At 57.3% G+C, this 16,432-nt stretch carries 13 protein-coding genes and 1 pseudogene; 9 read left to right on the top strand and 5 right to left on the bottom strand.

The features are described from left to right. From FV228_RS07270 to FV228_RS07260, 3 genes and pseudogenes are all read left to right on the top strand, one after another. Positions 1-715, top strand: a pseudogene (locus tag FV228_RS07270) (glycosyl transferase); the annotation flags it as partial. A gap of 179 nt (positions 716-894) precedes the next feature. Further along, positions 895-1,689 carry an ABC transporter gene (locus FV228_RS07265; protein WP_147853986.1) on the top strand — a complete coding sequence of 265 codons (795 nt, stop codon included), beginning with the start codon at positions 895-897 and terminating at the stop codon, positions 1,687-1,689. A gap of 310 nt (positions 1,690-1,999) precedes the next feature. Beyond that, on the top strand, positions 2,000-3,238 hold the full coding sequence (locus tag FV228_RS07260) for a capsule biosynthesis protein (RefSeq protein ID WP_348645014.1): 1,239 nt from the start codon (positions 2,000-2,002) through the stop codon (positions 3,236-3,238). A gap of 2,106 nt (positions 3,239-5,344) precedes the next feature. Here the strand turns inward: FV228_RS07260 and FV228_RS07245 are convergent. Next, the gene (locus FV228_RS07245; protein ID WP_147853982.1) at positions 5,345-5,581 is read right to left on the bottom strand and encodes a hypothetical protein; all 237 of its coding nucleotides are present in this window, start codon (positions 5,579-5,581) and stop codon (positions 5,345-5,347) included. Between the two features lie 633 nt (positions 5,582-6,214). On the opposite strand from FV228_RS07245, the gene FV228_RS07240 reads away from it, so the two are divergent. Beyond that, positions 6,215-8,386 carry a tetratricopeptide repeat protein gene (locus FV228_RS07240; protein ID WP_147853981.1) on the top strand — a complete coding sequence of 724 codons (2,172 nt, stop codon included), beginning with the start codon at positions 6,215-6,217 and terminating at the stop codon, positions 8,384-8,386. Between the two features lie 133 nt (positions 8,387-8,519). Here FV228_RS07240 and FV228_RS07235 read toward each other — a convergent pair whose 3' ends face one another. From FV228_RS07235 to FV228_RS32970, 3 genes are all read right to left on the bottom strand, one after another. Beyond that, a complete protein-coding gene (locus FV228_RS07235; RefSeq protein ID WP_147853980.1) occupies positions 8,520-8,735 on the bottom strand; it encodes a hypothetical protein in 216 nt (71 codons plus the stop codon). Continuing rightward, a complete protein-coding gene (locus tag FV228_RS07230; RefSeq protein WP_147853979.1) occupies positions 8,732-8,974 on the bottom strand; it encodes a hypothetical protein in 243 nt (80 codons plus the stop codon). The genes FV228_RS07235 and FV228_RS07230 overlap by 4 nt, the downstream gene beginning before the upstream one ends. Before the next feature lie 841 nt (positions 8,975-9,815). Next, positions 9,816-9,992, bottom strand: coding sequence for a hypothetical protein (locus tag FV228_RS32970; protein ID WP_187277668.1), 177 nt, complete (start codon positions 9,990-9,992; stop codon positions 9,816-9,818). A 607-nt stretch (positions 9,993-10,599) separates the two neighbouring features. Here FV228_RS32970 and FV228_RS07225 point away from each other — a divergent pair. Continuing rightward, a complete protein-coding gene (locus FV228_RS07225) occupies positions 10,600-12,021 on the top strand; it encodes a phosphomannomutase (protein ID WP_147853978.1) in 1,422 nt (473 codons plus the stop codon). A gap of 87 nt (positions 12,022-12,108) precedes the next feature. On the opposite strand, the gene FV228_RS07220 is transcribed toward FV228_RS07225, so the two are convergent. Beyond that, positions 12,109-12,516, bottom strand: a complete 408-nt coding sequence (locus FV228_RS07220) for a flagellar biosynthesis repressor FlbT (RefSeq protein WP_147853977.1) — start codon at positions 12,514-12,516, stop codon at positions 12,109-12,111. A gap of 164 nt (positions 12,517-12,680) precedes the next feature. On the opposite strand from FV228_RS07220, the gene FV228_RS07215 reads away from it, so the two are divergent. The 4 genes from FV228_RS07215 to FV228_RS07200 all read left to right on the top strand — a co-directional run. Then, positions 12,681-13,874 (top strand): flagellin, encoded by a 1,194-nt coding sequence (locus FV228_RS07215; RefSeq protein ID WP_147853976.1) that lies wholly within the window; start codon positions 12,681-12,683, stop codon positions 13,872-13,874. Positions 13,875-14,199: 325 nt separating this feature from the next. Continuing rightward, on the top strand, positions 14,200-14,844 hold the full coding sequence (cysC, locus tag FV228_RS07210) for an adenylyl-sulfate kinase (protein ID WP_246693861.1): 645 nt from the start codon (positions 14,200-14,202) through the stop codon (positions 14,842-14,844). A gap of 32 nt (positions 14,845-14,876) precedes the next feature. Next, positions 14,877-15,833: a hypothetical protein gene (locus FV228_RS07205; protein WP_147853974.1), complete on the top strand. Its 957-nt coding sequence runs from the start codon at positions 14,877-14,879 to the stop codon at positions 15,831-15,833. 196 nt (positions 15,834-16,029) lie between these two features. Beyond that, positions 16,030-16,432: transposase (locus FV228_RS07200; RefSeq protein ID WP_147853973.1), on the top strand; the 403-nt coding region annotated here is incomplete at its 3' end.

The raw sequence follows: 16,432 nt of genomic DNA, 5'->3' as shown, positions 1-16,432 counted from the left end.
GGCCGGGGCGGCGCGGGTGTTCGCGCCGTCGGCCGACACGGCGGGGCGGATCGGGGCGGTGTACCCGGAGCTGGCGATCACGGTGCGGCCGCACGTCGAGCACGACCAGAGCGTGCGTTCCACCGCCCTGCGCCGGCCGGGCCGCGTCCGCCGGGTTGCGGTGCTCGGTGGGATCAGCATGCCAGAAGGCGGCCTAGTGCTCCAGGCATTAGCCGACGATGCTCGTAGGCGTGACCTACCGCTGCACTTCGTGATCGTCGGTTTTTCGGATCCGGCTCTTACGGGCGGTTTAGAGCGGGCAGGGGTCACAGAGACCGGGTGTTATTCCAAAGACGATCCAACGCTTGATAGGGTGGCCAGGGCGGCCGTTCAGATCGCCGAGACCGATTGGCACTGGAGCGATGACGAGACCCTCGACCTCATACCGAAGGTAGACGCAGACCTGATCTTGCTGCCGGCTATCTGGCCGGAAACCTACTCGTACGACCTGACTCTGGGGCTACGCACCGGCTTGCCAGTAGTTGCCTTCGACCTCGGCGCCCAAGGCGACCGGCTGCGGGCCTACTCGAACGGTCACGTCATACCCTATGCACTGGCGAACAATCCAAGCGCATTCAACGACCATCTACTAGCGATCGAAATTTTGAGTAAGACCACAATACCCATTACCATAAAGAGCGACAGCTGCGAACAACCCAACGCACGGTTATTATAACTCGCAAATTTGATAGCTGATTCGCCAACCCGATCCCATTTTCCTTATGATCCATCCATCGAGAACGAGCCGCTTGCGCTAGGGCAAGCCAGCGGCCCGCATGGGCATCCCCACGCTTCAACTCACTTTGGCCCATTTTCTCCCCGAAGCTGCCGGAGAAAAGCAAAGGCCCAAGCGCAATGCCCACTCTCCCGACGAATCAAGCACCAAAGAGTCCGATTGAGTCCTACCTTCACGTCCTACATGCGCTGATGCTGCGGGACATGCGCACCCGCTTTGGAGCCTCTCTGTGGGGCTACGGAATCGTAGTCCTTTGGCCGTGCGTGCATGTCTTCATGTTGATAGCAATCTACACATTTCAAAAGATAGCAGCGCCGCTCGGTGACAACACTCCGCTGTTTTTCGCGACCGGCGCTGTTCCCGTCTTGGTCTTCCAGTATATATCACGCGAAGTCATGAAGGCAGTCATTTCAAATCGGCCCCTCACATATTATCCGCAAGTAAAGCTATTCGATGTGATTTTTGCACGCGTTCTGGTTGAAATTGTTACCGGCTTTCTTGCTCTACTCGTCGTCTGCTCCGTACTTGTACTAATTGGCACCAATCCAATTCCCCCAAACCCTCTGACTGCGGTCTGCGGCTACCTTGCCGCAATTGTACTTGGAATTGGCGTTGGAACGATCAATGTAGCAATTGTCGGTTTTTTCCCGGGTTGGCTCATCGGATATGCGCTATTCAGTATTATAATGTACATTTCGAGCGGAGTGATATTTCTACCGAGTTACATGCCTGACAAAATTTACTACTGGATGAAATACAATCCGGCGCTCCAAGTAGCAGAATGGGTGAGATCTGCTTACTATCCATATGCAGGCATACAAATCGATTATTTCTACGTTCTAGCATTCGGACTGACCGCAGCGACGATCGGCCTGTTCCTCGTCAAACACGTGGTCGCCAAGATCCAGGCCTAAAATAGAATCATACGCACCGTCTGCGTCAACTTTGCTGCATAAAATTCTTCCAAAGATCTAAAACAACAAAGCGCCTAAGTCAAAACTTCCTCAAGACAAAAAGGACGACATATATTCTCACCTTCGTCTTAGACAAACCGTGAGACGGCATTGAGCAGAAGTCGGATGAAGGCCGAATAACGCAGACGTACGACATGCCCTCAATGTTTGCTGCTATGATTTAGATGTTTAAATTCTGGAGTGGATCAATGGCAATTTATCCTAAGAGACAATCAAGCGAATCGCTTAAGCGGAGATACAGCTTGTGAATATGCAGATTCAGGAGACGCCGACAAGACCAGGTAGCTCTAAAAAGCCTCACATGGCGATTGCTAAAACGCTAAAAGGAACGGCGCGGATACCACGACTCGGTGATCGTAGCGCCGGCATTCGATCCTATCAAAGCCATATCAAAAGCGATCCCTGGCTCGGAATTATGTTCGCGATTTGTTTCGTAGTACCAACCCTGATGGGGACCTTGTATTATGGTCTGATCGCGTCAGACCGTTTTGTGACAGAAGCTCAATTCGCTGTTCGACCCGCGGTGGGTACAGCGGACAAAGCGACCCCAGATATGGTCGGAACCAATGCGGGGGTGACGACCCCACTGCTCGCGCAAGATTCATTGATCACTTTGGAATATATCCATAGTCGCCCAATGCTGGAGGCGATTGAATCACAGCTGCCTATCCTTACGTGGTTTAGTCGAGACGATATCGATTATTTCTCGCGCCTCGACCCAAGCAAACCAACCGAAAGGGTTCTTCGTTATTGGAAAAAACGGGTATCAATCGATATCGAATCATCGACTGGCGTGATGTCTTTGTCTGTCGAGGCCTTTGACGCCGCAGAGTCTCTCGCGATCACTCAAGCTGTCATGAGTGAGGCAGAACGGATGCTCAACTCTCTAAGCCTTAATGCTCGTCAGGACGCAGTATCGGACAGTGTTCAAGAGCTGAAACTGGCGGATGAGCGCGTCAGCAAGCTCAGCAGTGCACTCACGGACCTGCGAAACCGCGAAGGCGTTCTTAGCGCTCAAAAATCGAGTGAAGCGAATCTCGCGTTAGCTGGGCAGCTGCGCGCCAGTCGGATAAACTTGGCCGTCCAACTCGCTATTGGCCAGCGTGACCTTGGACCGGAGGCTCGCCGAATTGTCGATATTAAACAGCAGATTAGAGATCTTGACGACAACATCGCTCGAATTGAACGTGAGTCTACCAGCCGCGACCCGGAGCAAAAAAGGATTCTGTCTGGTGCGCTGACGCAGTTTGAAACACTAGAAAATGCGCGGAAAAACGCCGAAAAATACCGTGAAGACGTGCGAAAAGCTTACGAACGTGCGCGCATCCTGGCTGCTCGAAAAGTAGAGTTTCTCAGCCCGGTTGTACAACCAGTAAAAGCCGAGTCATCTACCGAACCACGTCGAGCCATGATGATGAGTTTAGTGTCTGCCGGTGCAGCTGTTTTTTTCGCCATCAGCGCGTTTGTGCGAAAGACGATTATATCATGATAATTTTTACAGAGTGGTTTTAATTCTAGCGGCTCGAATACGTTAACTAATTTATTTATTGCATAGTTAAGTCGAGCACCCACTTCGAGTCCCGCCCAATCAGGGAATATTCCATGATTGGGCGCTTGATTGGGATCAAGTTGTCTTTAGGCGAGGAAGCTGTTTCTTTTACTTCAATTAACACAAGATCTGCCCGGACGCAGACTTAGCGTTCTCGCTTATCAAACTTCTCTCCTGTGTCACGGCGAATGACGCCTCCGCCAATCAACCGCTTGAACGGCGTTGCTTTACCGCCCGGAAAAAGGCGTCGATGCGGGTCAGTTATGCCAGCGTGGCGATCGCGCAACCGTCGTACGCGTGCAATCGTTCCGACATCTACGACGGTTTTGGCTGCGTGACAGGGTCGGCAGAGGACCTGACAGTTTTCTAACGATGCATTTTCTACCAGTGCAGCTGGTACGATATGATCATAGTGAAATCGCCCCGTTTGCAGCGCGCTTGGGCAACGGCCGCCATCTTCCAAAACTCCTTCGCAACGTCCATCCGCTCGCACCAAAGCTGCACGTAGAACCGCTTTCTTGAACTCTCGCCGTTCCATCACAGGGCTCCGGCAGCAGTGACTGCCGTAGGACCACCTAGGTCTTCTACGATTGCCCTACGCTCGGCGTGCGTTGCGGCCAGCCGGTAAGAATGCAGTTCATGTGCCCCAAGCTGGGCACAAGCGGCGAGCCACCCGAGGAAACCGGTATCGCCCGCCTTGCAAGCGCGAGCGGCGATCAGGATAGCCTGTCCTTGTCCATCGCGGCCAACCGTTAGGACGACTGCCGGGTCGTCGACCACAAGATCAACAGTGTCGAGCGGTTGGACAACGACGACATAGCGATGGCCGGACTTACCTCGCCACGAACTCATCGCGATGGTAGGTGCCCCCCGTAAGCCTGTGCTCGTCCGAAGGCGCTCCTCGCGAATGACCGAGCGCACGGCACGGTCAGCCTTTAGTTCGCGCAGAGCAGCAGTCCAGGAAATGCGGCGACTCGACATAACCAACCTCATGCCGAAGCCGTGATGGGCGACGCGGATAGTTGCTCCGTTGCCGCGTGAACGGCTTGTCCCGGTATCGAACGACCAAGGGTGGCCGCGGAGGAGAGAAGGGCATGGATCGAAGTTGTAAAAGGCATGTGCATCTCGGCTTGCAGTGGGATCTTCCCGCCACTGCCCCGACCCCGCACGCGGCCAAAGAGGCCTGCGGGGTGACACGATCATCAAAATTTCTCTACGGGATCGTCGACGACCCGTCTTAGTAGTGCAACATTGGGATATACAACCTCGATCGCGCACTACTAGCGCGCAGAACAAGCCCTTCCTTATGCTATTATTCCAGCAATTCGCTCCCCGCGGATATAATGCGTAGTCAATGTATTAATAAAATCGGCGACGACGCCAACCATGATAAATTCTTATGGAGTTGCGGAATATGGCGAAGCTACTCTGGTGAGCGTATGACACCCTATAATCGATCAAACATGCCCACTCCTTGATCCGGCCCGATATCACCAGATGCTTCGTTGCACGCCCATTCACGCTCCATTCGCCGCAGCAGTCCAGTGGAATTTGGCCGTCAATCGAGATTAGTTTTAAATCACGAAATACGCGGACGAAGCCGCAGGCCTCAGTGCGCTCATACGCACCCAGGAGGGCAATGCCGGAAATCTTTTACCGGTTGGGCTTTCGGCCCACGCCTTGTGCTCCAAAGTGGCGATGCTGTTGGTTAACCACCGGAGGTCGGGAAGACTACGCCCCACGCTTCATCCTTCTGCTTCGGCGCGCCGAAGCTCTATCACCAGATGCTTCAGAAATTTTAAATAAAATCAGCCTTACAAAATTTGTTTCAAAATATTATAGTTTTATAGTATTTAATATTGCGCCGCTTCATCCAATGAAAAATTGCATATCAGCACGATAGTAGCAAGATCGCTGGCGTCTGCCATCTTAATACGTGCCTCAACTGAAATTCGTGCAGTCGAATACCGGCGGTGTTCTTCTCTTCGTCACGGCGTAGCTGTCGGCACAATTTACCGGCCGACGTTGCTCCATTGAGTGGCCGCGTCAGCTCTTGGCTGGATTGTCAGTCTCAAGCTTGGCCGCCGATGGAGCTGGTATCGCCTCATCCACTTGCTCCCGTAGAGCCGTGACGATGCCATCGAGAAGCGCCTGCGCCGCCTCGGGCCCGAATCCCAAGGCGAGCGAACGCCCCATCGTGACGAGATTCACTACGAGTTCGCCGCCGTCTCGTCGCACCCAGTTCACGCGCTCAATCGGGACATGCTGCGGAGTGTCGGTCATTGGGCTTGCCGGATCTCAGAAAAACACGCAGCCTGTCATGGGCCAGGCCGTAGATTATGCCAAGCCTCGCGCATCAGCGTGACCACGCCTGCCATCACAAACCTGCCCTCACCGAAACACAGCGGCGTCGTTCCTATGGCATCGCTAAAATTCAGTATCCCGCAGGCGCCCGTTAGCTTTTACGACATAGGTTCCAGTTTGAGAACACCTATTCCGAAGATAAGTCTTTTATCACGTTTGATTTTGTAGCAGTTAACGCAATTTCGCATTGCCGATTATGTCGGATCTTGGATCTGCACTAACACATCGTAGATTAAATTGAGTTAGTATTCCCGGTTGACGACTGGCGCTCCCAATCTCAACCAACATTTTACTTAATTGCCGGTGGATATTAATGAAATCGGTATTGATTGTTTTTGAGTCCGAGACGTGCTGGACGCGATTTAGAGCGGCTAAATCCGTAACATCGCAGTACGCTATTTATAGCTCAACTCGTATCAACCATTTAGCGACAGACACGAGATTTCGAGCATCTCGTGGCTTCGGAAAACATACCAGTAATGCTGGCTCCGCTTGATTTAACCGAAAATTAAACTTGTCTTGATCTGATCCGGCAAACACTGGAATTGATAAATGCTGGATCAGCGCGTTGGTCGGTCAGACCGTTCCGAAAAAGGGAGCGCGGCCAAGCGCTTCCTCGAAAAAGCTCGCGACCATCGCGCCGCCGGACGTAACGATCGGGCGCGGGACAGCCTGACCACCATACTTGGTGCCGAGCCAAACCACCCGGATGCGCACTACGAACTCGGCCAGCTTCTCGCCGCGAACGCACCCGAGAAAGCGGTCACACACTTCATCACGGCGCTCAGAGGCGCGCCGGAAAAACCGGCTTACTGGCTCGCATTGGCTGCTGCGCTACTCGCGTGCGAGAGGCTTCCCGATGCGCGTGCGATCCTAGAACAGTTTAAGGCCCACAGCTTCGGCGCCGGTGCACTGATGCTGAGTAAGGCATTCATCGAGCGCACTTTCGTAGCAGCCCAATCCCGCTACGATCTTGGAAAGTTTCGGGACGCCGAGTCCTTGATCGATCTCATCCTTCTTCTCGACGAACACCATGCCCAAGCGACCTATCTAGCCGGAGCAGTCGCAGCTCGGACGAACCGACCTGAGCTTGCATTCGACCTCATAAGCATTGCACTTTATCGTGAACCCAATAATGCGCTGTTCTTCAGCGGCCTCAGCTCTTTACTAAGTAATCGTGGAGACCACGATGGCGCCATATCTGCATTAGAAAAAGCCTTAGAATTCGATCCTGATCTTGCGATGGCTCATGCTAATATTGCCGGCGTCTATCAACGGCGATTCCGTTATAGCGAAGCTTTACAGCACGCCGAGCGGGCAATCATTATCGAACCAAGCAACGCCGGTGCCCACAGCAACCGTGGCAGCGCCTTGCTCGCGCTTGGGCGCTTGGGCGAGGCGGTTGAAGCCTTCGATCGTGCTCTCGCCCTCGATCCAGGAAAGCTGTTCGTCGCCTCGAACCGCTTATTCGCCAAACTCTACTCCGCTGATGTCCCGCCGGAGGACTATGCTGCGGACGCCCGGGAGTTTGGCCGTCGCTATGCCGATCAATTTCTGCGCAGTCGCTCGTTCGCCCACGAAAGAGACCCGGATCGACGTTTACGTATTGGCTACGTATCTGGCGATTTTTGCAATCATGCCCTGGTCCGATTCTTCGAGCCATACCTTTGCGCGATCGACCGCGATCATTTCGATGTTCTGGCGTATATGACGCATGCTGGCGAAGATGCCGTCTCGGATCGGCTGCGCCCGTTCTTCGACGTTTGGCATAACATCGCGGGGCTCGACGACGATGAGGCGGCCGATCTGATTGAACGCGACGCGATAGACATCTTGGTCGATTTGTCCGGGCACAGTGCTGGCAATCGCTTGATGCTGTTTGCTCGCAAGCCCGCACCGATCCAAGCGACCTGGATCGGCCATCCCGGTACAACCGGGCTGACGGCAATCGATTATCGTATCACTGATACAATTATAGATCCCCCAGGCAGCGCGGAGCGGCTGCATACAGAGCGGCTGTGGCGGCTACCTTTGGTCTCGGCCACTTATGCGTGCGTCGAGAACCTCCCACCGGTACTGGCGCAGTCTCCCTTTGAGGGGCTGGGCTATGTCACTTTCGGATGCTTCAACCGGCTGACGAAAATCAGCGACGGAGCATTGCGGACTTGGGCACGAATCCTGGCAGCGGTGCCGGGTGCGCACTTGTTCATGGTGGTGGGAGACATCGACTCACCAGCAGTCCGCGCGGCGGTCGAGGAGCGTCTCGCCGAAGTTGGAATGCCGCTCGACCGGGTGATCTTTCAGCCGCGCGTCAACAGCGGCTATCATGAACTCTACCACCGGGTGGACATCGCTCTGGACCCGTACCCGTATAACGGCGGTACGACCAGCTACGACACCCTGTCGATGGGCGTGCCGTTCGTGACGCTGCGCGGCGGTCACGCGGCAGCGCGTACTGGCGTCGCGGTGCTCACGGCGATGAATCTTCCTGAGTTGATCGCCGACACCGAGGACGCTTACGTGGCTATCGCTCGGGATCTCGCTTGCGACCGGGACCGCCTGCGCACAATTCGGAACGGGCTGCGGGATCGTATGTTTGCTAGCCCCCTCATGGATCACGCAGGCTTCTCGGCCGACCTCGGTATCGCTTTCCGACAGATGTGGCAGAGCTGGCTCGCGGAAGACGCACATCGGCTTGGAAACGATCTGCCAGCGCACGATTGACCTGCGTGCCTAAGCTTCGCCGTCGAGCCAGGAGGCCGATCGTCGCGCAAACGGAATGCCAGGGAGCGCGAAGTTTGATGGACGGCGGGACCACATCCGCATCGCTTTTAGATTTTCGATGACGCGAGAAGCTTCAGCCTGAAACGCTGCCGTGGACGGCAGCCTCTGAACTCCCGACGACGCGCTGCGCGGTCTCTAGATCGACGCCAAGCTTGCCGCCGTGCTCGCCGTGTACCCGCGGCCAATGATGGCGGCGAGCCAGCGCTTCGATTCGGTCGACGCTGCAGCCACAGTGTACGGCGAGCTCTTGCGGGGCGTACCAATCCTTGGCCGGTGCGAGTGTGCTCATCGTCCGCAACCTAAGCTCCGGGCTGATTGCAAATAGCCCGCGGTACGCAGATCTTGCTCCACCACCTCGGCGACCCTCATCATCGGATCATCGTTGACGGGTTCCGACGGCCAGACGGTCGGCATCCAAGCGATCTGCGCGCTGAAGAACGCCTGCGCGGCGACGACGGAGTCGAGGCCGGCATCTGTGCTGGCTGACGGCCGCTTCGGCCCCAGCGCCGATCGCATCCAATTTAACATTCATCCCTCCTTAGCTTAGCCATAATGTGGGAGTGGGCGGTCATGTTCCTGGAGGCGCCGTTCCCCCATGATCCTGCCGCCTTCGCGCGGCGAAGAGCTTCGTCTGAATGCGGATGGGGAACAGGCCTAACGCAGGTAGCCCGCCCGTCGGAGCTCCTCCTCGACCACCTCAAACACCTGCGCGATTACCGCTTGGTTGGCGATCTGTAGGTGATCGAGGCCTGCCATATTCGCTGGAGGGCCGGAGAGGGCAGCGTGAGCGGCCGCAACCCCGACTTCATCCTGGGCGCGATCAGGCTTCCCCCGCCGGCCGATCAACACAGACCTCAATCTATTCAGCATCCAGGCCTCCCGATCCGCCGATGAGCAGGATTCGAGCGAGAGACAACCTCATCGATACAGGTTGCGGATTTCTTTCCATCAACGCCTCCCGCGGCGGGCGACGTTGGCCTGCGCGCGGCGAAGATTATCGGACGCTGTTGCAGACGCGATCGGCTGAGCTTTGGTCCACGGCTGTGCCTCGGACAAGATCCGCGTGAACGGGAGGCCGTATCGATCGAGGCAGTTCGGGGCCGCACGTGATCCTAGTAGCCACCATATTCGCACCACCAACGTAGCAGCGCCGTCGCACCGATCAACAACTGCTGGCCACACCTCCGGCGTCACCGGCGGAATGATCTATCGCTCTGTGCCACCCGGTCACGTAGGATGACTTGGAAAGGTCTCTTGCCAGGACGGGAGACCCTCGCGCCATGAACACACAGGACCGCAATCATTAGGCCCACCAGCGGTGCCAGAGCAAACGCCGCCATTAGAGCAACACCCACGAATTCGGGCGCGATCATGTTGCGCCCATTCCGAGGTACGGGGCCATGACCTGCCAGGTCGTTGACAGGACCACGAATATCACTCGCAGCGTGAGCAAACCGGCGGCGGCGATGCCCGCCAGGATCAGCCGATCCTGCCATGGATGCCGCATCCGGTTCTGGGCCAATCTCGTGCTGTTCTGGCCAGTCATCGCATGCGCCCGCTCGTAAATTGATCGTCCCTAGCAAACGACAGTCCTGGAATAAGCTGATTTCGCTCGCCTTCAACCGTTGTTTAAGCAATATCGAATTTCGGATCAAGTTGATACGAACGCTTCAAAATTCCGGCACAGTGATACCCTGCGCTTCCCCCCCGCAGAGCGATCGCTCGACCGCGTCCTTCGCGCGGGCCCTGCGCTGCGGGTCGCCTAGCGACTCGGCCGATCGCGCAGAACGACACCCATCAGATCATCGTTGCCCAACGGCTCATGACCAACTCACCCGATGACCGCATTCGTGTACCGCGTTGCTAACGGGATCCGAGTTTGTCTCGGGTGCCAGCCGCAGCGGATCTCGGGCGATGCTGGCACTGCCAACGAGGCGAGCCTCATCGCGCTACAGGGACGGGGTATCACGGGCTAGCGCGATGTGGGCCGGGCATCCATGGTGATGCGGACGCAGAAGGCGACATCAGATGTCGAACCATACAGCAGGCCAAGGCATCGACGCTTATTAAATCCTTGGGCGTTGTGAAGGAGCGCATTTCGCGGCATCACGCGGGAGGGTGCGCTGCACAGCGCTGGACTCGATGGAAACGCCGTGAGCAGCCTGAAATTCGGTACCAGCGGCCTGCGAGGCCTCGTGACGGATCTGGTGGGATGGCCGAGCTACGCGTACGCGAGCGCGTTCTTTCGATCTGTCTCGGCCGACGACGGACGACGCGATGTCGTGATCGGCCGAGACCTGCGCGACAGCAGCCCGGGCATCGCCGCGACGGTGGCGAGTGCCGCCGCGGCTTCCGGCTTCACCGCAATCGATTGTGGTGCCTTGCCAACCCCGGCCCTCGCGCTCGAGGCGATGCGGCGCGGTGCCTACGCGGTCATGGTCACGGGCAGCCACATCCCTGAGGACCGCAACGGCCTGAAATTTTATCGGCCCGACGGCGAGATCACCAAAGACGACGAAATCGCCATCCTGGCCGCCCTGGGGGACGTCACGGCGGGCGGCCAGATGCCGACATCCGTCCCCGCCACCCCGGAACCCGACGCGGTCGAACGCTACCACCGGCGCTATAGCGATATCTTCGCGCCCGATATCCTGAAGGGCGTACGCGTCGCGGTCTATCAGCAGAGCTCGGTCGCACGCGACCTACTGACCGAGTTGCTGACGAGCTTCGGGGCGAACATCGAGCCGATCGGCCGTTCGAACAAGTTCGTGCCGATCGATACCGAGGCGCATCGGCCCGAGGATATCGCCTTCATCGCCGAGGTCATGGCGGCCGGCGATTACGACGCGCTGGTAACAGCCGATGGCGACGCGGACCGGCCCCTGGTGGCCGATGGCGCGGGGCGGATCGTGCGCGGGGACGTGCTCGGTCTAATCACCGCGCGCTACCTCGGCGTCGAAGCGGTCGTGGTTCCGGTCACAGCCGGCTCAGCGCTGGAGCGATCGGGCGGCTTCAACCAAGTCGTGCGCACCAAGGTCGGATCGCCGTTCGTCATCGCCGGCATGGAGCAGGCAAAGGCAGCCGGGGCAGGGGCCGTGGCGGGCTTCGAGGCGAACGGCGGCTTCCTGCTCGGGTCGGATGTCACCATTGGCGGCAAGATCCTCCCCGCCCTGCCGACGCGGGACGCGATGCTGCCCATCCTGGCCACCCTCGCCGCGGCGCGTGCCGCCGGTACCTCGCTGACCGATCTCGTGACCTCGCTCGACGCGGGAGAGATGGCAAGCGACCGGCTCCCAAACACTCCGTCAGAACGGAGCGGAACTTTTCTCGAGCGACTCGGCGATGAACACTTCCGGGCCGAGTTCGTCCGGCCGATTGGGTCTCCGCACACGGTTGATCAGCAGGACGGGATCAGGATCGGCCTCGACGGCGGACGGACGATCCATTTTCGGGCCTCGGGCAACGCCCCTGAGTTGCGATGCTACGCAGAGGCCAAGACGGCGCAGGATGCGCAGGATCTCGTTCGGTGGGGGCTGACGGCAGCGGCGGCCAGCATCACGAAACAGGCCGGCTGATCTTATTTGGCGGGCAGGTTAGCTCGATCGTGAAGGCAACGTCACGAAGTTGCCTCGCATTGCCGCTTGCACAAGCCGAGGCCGGACCTAACCGGCGACACTAGCGCGAGAAGTGAATCGCCCCAGAAGGTCGCACTCGTGCGCAATCAGTTCTCGACCCATCTTAATAGCCTTATAGTACTGCCCAGCGTCTACTTCTCGCTGAATTTTCAACAGATATGGTGCATGGCTTGGCTCAGAAAGCATCATTTCGCGAGCCTGCGCGTAGAAAAGACCGATGGTTTCTGTGGGATCATCAATCAAATACATGACTTGAAGTGTGACGCACAGCTTCTTTCCGTCTGTATCTGCGTCTCGCTCGTGCATGATCTCGCTTTCACGCAGGAACTTGCATTGGTTTTCAATTAAAAAGGACACTGGTCGGTCGCCGTTACGGATTGCGGCGCCGTTGATGATCAGCCGCTCGTAAGGCTTCAAGCTGAGGCGCAGACCCATAATCAACCTCCCATCTCAATTTGAGAAGCCATGAACACCAAGCGTTAAGGATCTTCTAACGACTTCGCCGGTTTGAGGCGCGATTTAAGATGTCAGCAATGACCTAGGGTGTAAGTCGGGGATGCCGCCAATACAGCGGTTACGCGCCCAAAAGGACCGCATCGATGTCTTCCAACGTCACGCTCACCGCCGCTACCCGCCAGAACCTGCTCTCGCTGCAGGACACGGCCGCGCTGACTGCGACCACCCAGAACCGGCTGTCCACCGGCCTAAAGGTCTCCTCGGCGCTCGACAATCCGGTGAATTTCTTCACCTCCCAGGCGCTTAGCCAGCGCTCGGGCGACCTCGGCAACCTACTCGACGGTATCTCCAACGGGATCCAGTCGATCCAGGCCGCCAACCAAGGCATCACCTCGATCCAGAAGCTGGTCGATCAGGCCAAGTCGGTCGCCAACCAGGCGCTGTCCACCCAGATCACCACCACCGGCACAGCCTCGACCGCCTACTCGGCCCCGGCTACGGCCACGACCTTGAACTTGTTTGTCAACGGCGTTGCAACGACGGCAGCAATTTCTGACACCGGGACGATCGACGATACGATCAGCTCTCTGAATAAAGCCGTCGGCGCCGGCAGCTTCACGAAGAGCACCGACGGCACGAAGATCGTGATGAACGCGTCGGCCGACGTGGAGTTTGGAAGTTCTGCAGATCAGGTCGCGCTGGGCTTCAAGGGTGGCACCGATTCATCCGGCGTTACCTACGATACGTCCACTGCTGCCACACAGAGCTCCGACCTGACCGTTTCGGGTGTGACTGCGCGTGCTTCCTTGGCAACGCAGTACAACAGCCTGTTGACCCAAATTGATCAGCTGGCCGGCGACTCAAGCTACAACGGCACGAACCTGATCAACGGGAAAAGCGACAACAACAACCTGACGATCAATTTCAATCCAAAGGGCAACTCAAATCTCACAGTGACGGCGACTGACGCAACGTCGAATGGCCTTGGCCTAGAGGCGATCACCGGCAAGTCGGATAGCAGCACGAAGGTGGGACAGGGCCAATTCCTCCTCAACGCTGACATCAACACAACTCTTAACAAGCTGACGGCCGCATCCGGTCAGTTGCGCACTGAAGCTTCGACCTTCGGCTCGAACCTGTCGGTGGTACAGAACCGTCAGGACTTCAGCAAGAACTTGATCAACGTCCTCGACACGGGCTCATCCAACCTGACGGCGGCGGATCTGAACCAAGAGGCTGCCAACTCGCAGGCCCTATCGACCCGCCAGTCGCTGGGCATCTCGGCCCTGTCGTTGGCCAACACGGCCCAGCAGGGCATTCTGCAGCTGCTGCGGTAAACTCCGGTATCATCATCGACGCAGCGGCCGGGGCATGCCCCGGCCGCTTGCGTTTGAAGCTACGCAGCGAGTTCACCACTGACGCGCGCCGCCTGTGCTCAATTGCCCAGCATCAGCCAGCTAAACGGGATGTTCGATCTAAACTGGGAGGTGGGATTAGTCTGATCGATCTGCGCGTGCCGTAGCACGGCACCACCTCAGGGCGAACGGCGCCTCAACGTGACGTTGAAGCAACACCGATTCTCACGGTTTCGTGTAAAAATGCCCCCAGGATCGATTGAGGGGGCGAGCAGTGCGTTCACCTGACCTAGGCTCAGATCGCAATTTGACCTGGCACGCGCTTCAGCCGCGCGAGCTTCGCTGGCGCCGGCTCGGACAACGACCTGTGATCGCGTGGCTGACCGGGCTGTCAGGCTCGGGGAAGTCGAGCATCGCCAACGCCGTCGACCGGAAACTGACCCAAGCTGGTCGTGCCACTATGGTGCTCGACGGAGACAATCTGCGGCACGGGCTTAACAGAGACCTCGGTTTCACCGCCTCCGATCGCATCGAGAATATCCGGCGCGCTGCGGAGACGGCCAAGCTAATGGCGGAGGCGGGCGTGGTGACGATCGTCTCGCTGATCTCGCCATTCCGTGAGGAACGGGCTGCGGCGCGAGCTATCGCGGGTGATATCGAGTTTCTCGAGGTTTTCGTCGACACGCCACTCGGCATCTGTGAGGCGCGCGATCCGAAGGGCCTGTACGAACGCGCCCGATCGGGCAAGATTCCACATTTCACCGGCATTTCGGCTCCCTATGAAGCGCCAGCAGAGCCCGATTTAACGCTGGTGACAGCAGGACGGGGTGTTGCCGCCTCAGCCCAGCCGTTGGTTCAGACATTGATGCAACTCAGCGCGCAGCAAATCACGCGTAACGAGCGATCAATTACCAAGACTGACAGCAGATCTGCCGCCGAAATGCGTTGCTAACTGCAGCTTCAAGATCCCACGATTTTATAAATATGACAAAGCGCCTTATCATTCATGTCGGCCCCCACAAGACAGGAACGACAGCCATACAGAAAATGCTATTTACAATCTCCAGATTCGAATCTCCGAATATTGTGTATCCATTTACAGACCAAGATCATCAAGGTCAGCACGACTTCGCAACTACGATTTATAAATCTGACATCCATGGGCTGAACGCCCTGATATCAAAAATTGACGAATCTCAGCAGACATGCGTGCTTTCGAGCGAAGAATTCTGCTATCTGCCCCTCGATGCACTAAATAATTTCAGATTCTTGCTAGAAAACATCGACGTAACAGTTGCCTATTATGCGCGCAATTGCCTGACGACGCTGTATCCCTGGTGGCAAGAGAAAGTCAAACACGGTACATCGCAGAATTTTCTAGAGTTTATTATTGGATGTCTCGCGCAGCCGGGCAGCATTCACCTGCTCGTCCCCGATCTTATGTTAAGCAACTGGGCGTCTGCTTTCGGGAAAAATTCAATAAAGATTTATTTATACGATGAGATTCCAGATGTTGCAGAACAATTTGCATCAAACTTACTAGGGATTTCGCTACCGTCCGACTTTCCAACCGAAACGAACATATCATATAACTACGTCAAGACTGAAATGATACGGTTTTGGAACAGCCTCGGAGCTCGGGGATCCGACCTCATACAATCCCCACAGACCCATGGTCTGGCCGAGGACATTTCCGAGTGCGCGCATGCCTTTTCCAAGCAGTTCAGTTTGAGCTATCGCATACCTGACTTCGCCATGATCGAGGAAACCCTGCTTACACGTTGGCGGGACCAAATCGTGGGCGCGGTTGAACCGCATCTGTTCAAGCTGCGCGAACGCTCATACTCGTACGTGCACCCGGATTTCTGGATCGCGCGTTCTGATCTTGCAGAACGGATGCGTATGTTTGCTTGCGATGCGTCGTCCGAGTACGGCCGATAGCGTCATTTGGTTTGGCGACATAAGTTCCGGTGCGTCTCCAGTTCCTACAAGTTCCCAGCAGCCGTGTTGGCCTAGCTTTGGGTGAAGCGGCTCCTGTCCAGCGAGCACTTCGCGTCGGCGAGACGCGGATCGAGGCCCGGGCGTCGATGACTAGAGGCTGTTATGTACTGAATGGGTGAGGTTTGCGTTTTTGGGCATGAGCGCAGGTCGTGCCGGCTATCCCTCCGACGTGTCCGATGAGGAATGGGCGCTGGTTGCGCCGTATCTGGCGCTGCTGCGGGAGAGTTCGGGCCAGCGTGACCACGACCTGCGCGAGGTGTTCAACGGCTTGCGGTTCATCGTGAAGGCGGGGGCGCCGTGGCGGTTCATGCCGCACGACCTGCCGCCGTGGGCGGCGGTGTACCAGCAGACGCAGCGCTGGCTGGCTGCGGAGTGCTTCACCGATGTGGCCGGGGACCTACGGGCGGTTCTGCGGATGGCAGGGGATCGCAAGCCGGAGCCGTCGGCGGTGATCCTGGACAGCCGGACGCTGCGGTCCTCGCCCGAGAGCGGCGAGCGGGCGGGCTACGACGGGGCCAAGCGCAAGCGCGGTTCGAAGG

The organism is Methylobacterium sp. WL18, from assembly GCF_008040015.1.
GTDB lineage: Bacteria > Pseudomonadota > Alphaproteobacteria > Rhizobiales > Beijerinckiaceae > Methylobacterium > Methylobacterium mesophilicum.
Note: the sequence above shows the minus strand (reverse complement) of the source record. Positions and strands in the feature narration are given on the sequence as shown.

Coding starts and splice junctions, on each gene's coding strand:
- FV228_RS07265 (WP_147853986.1), top strand. CDS start 895: ATGCCCACTCTCCCGACGAATCAAGCACCAAAGAGTCCGATTGAGTCC.
- FV228_RS07260 (WP_348645014.1), top strand. CDS start 2,000: ATGCAGATTCAGGAGACGCCGACAAGACCAGGTAGCTCTAAAAAGCCT.
- FV228_RS07245 (WP_147853982.1), bottom strand. CDS start 5,581: ATGACCGACACTCCGCAGCATGTCCCGATTGAGCGCGTGAACTGGGTG.
- FV228_RS07240 (WP_147853981.1), top strand. CDS start 6,215: ATGCTGGATCAGCGCGTTGGTCGGTCAGACCGTTCCGAAAAAGGGAGC.
- FV228_RS07235 (WP_147853980.1), bottom strand. CDS start 8,735: ATGAGCACACTCGCACCGGCCAAGGATTGGTACGCCCCGCAAGAGCTC.
- FV228_RS07230 (WP_147853979.1), bottom strand. CDS start 8,974: ATGTTAAATTGGATGCGATCGGCGCTGGGGCCGAAGCGGCCGTCAGCC.
- FV228_RS32970 (WP_187277668.1), bottom strand. CDS start 9,992: ATGACTGGCCAGAACAGCACGAGATTGGCCCAGAACCGGATGCGGCAT.
- FV228_RS07220 (WP_147853977.1), bottom strand. CDS start 12,516: ATGGGTCTGCGCCTCAGCTTGAAGCCTTACGAGCGGCTGATCATCAAC.
- FV228_RS07215 (WP_147853976.1), top strand. CDS start 12,681: ATGTCTTCCAACGTCACGCTCACCGCCGCTACCCGCCAGAACCTGCTC.
- FV228_RS07205 (WP_147853974.1), top strand. CDS start 14,877: ATGACAAAGCGCCTTATCATTCATGTCGGCCCCCACAAGACAGGAACG.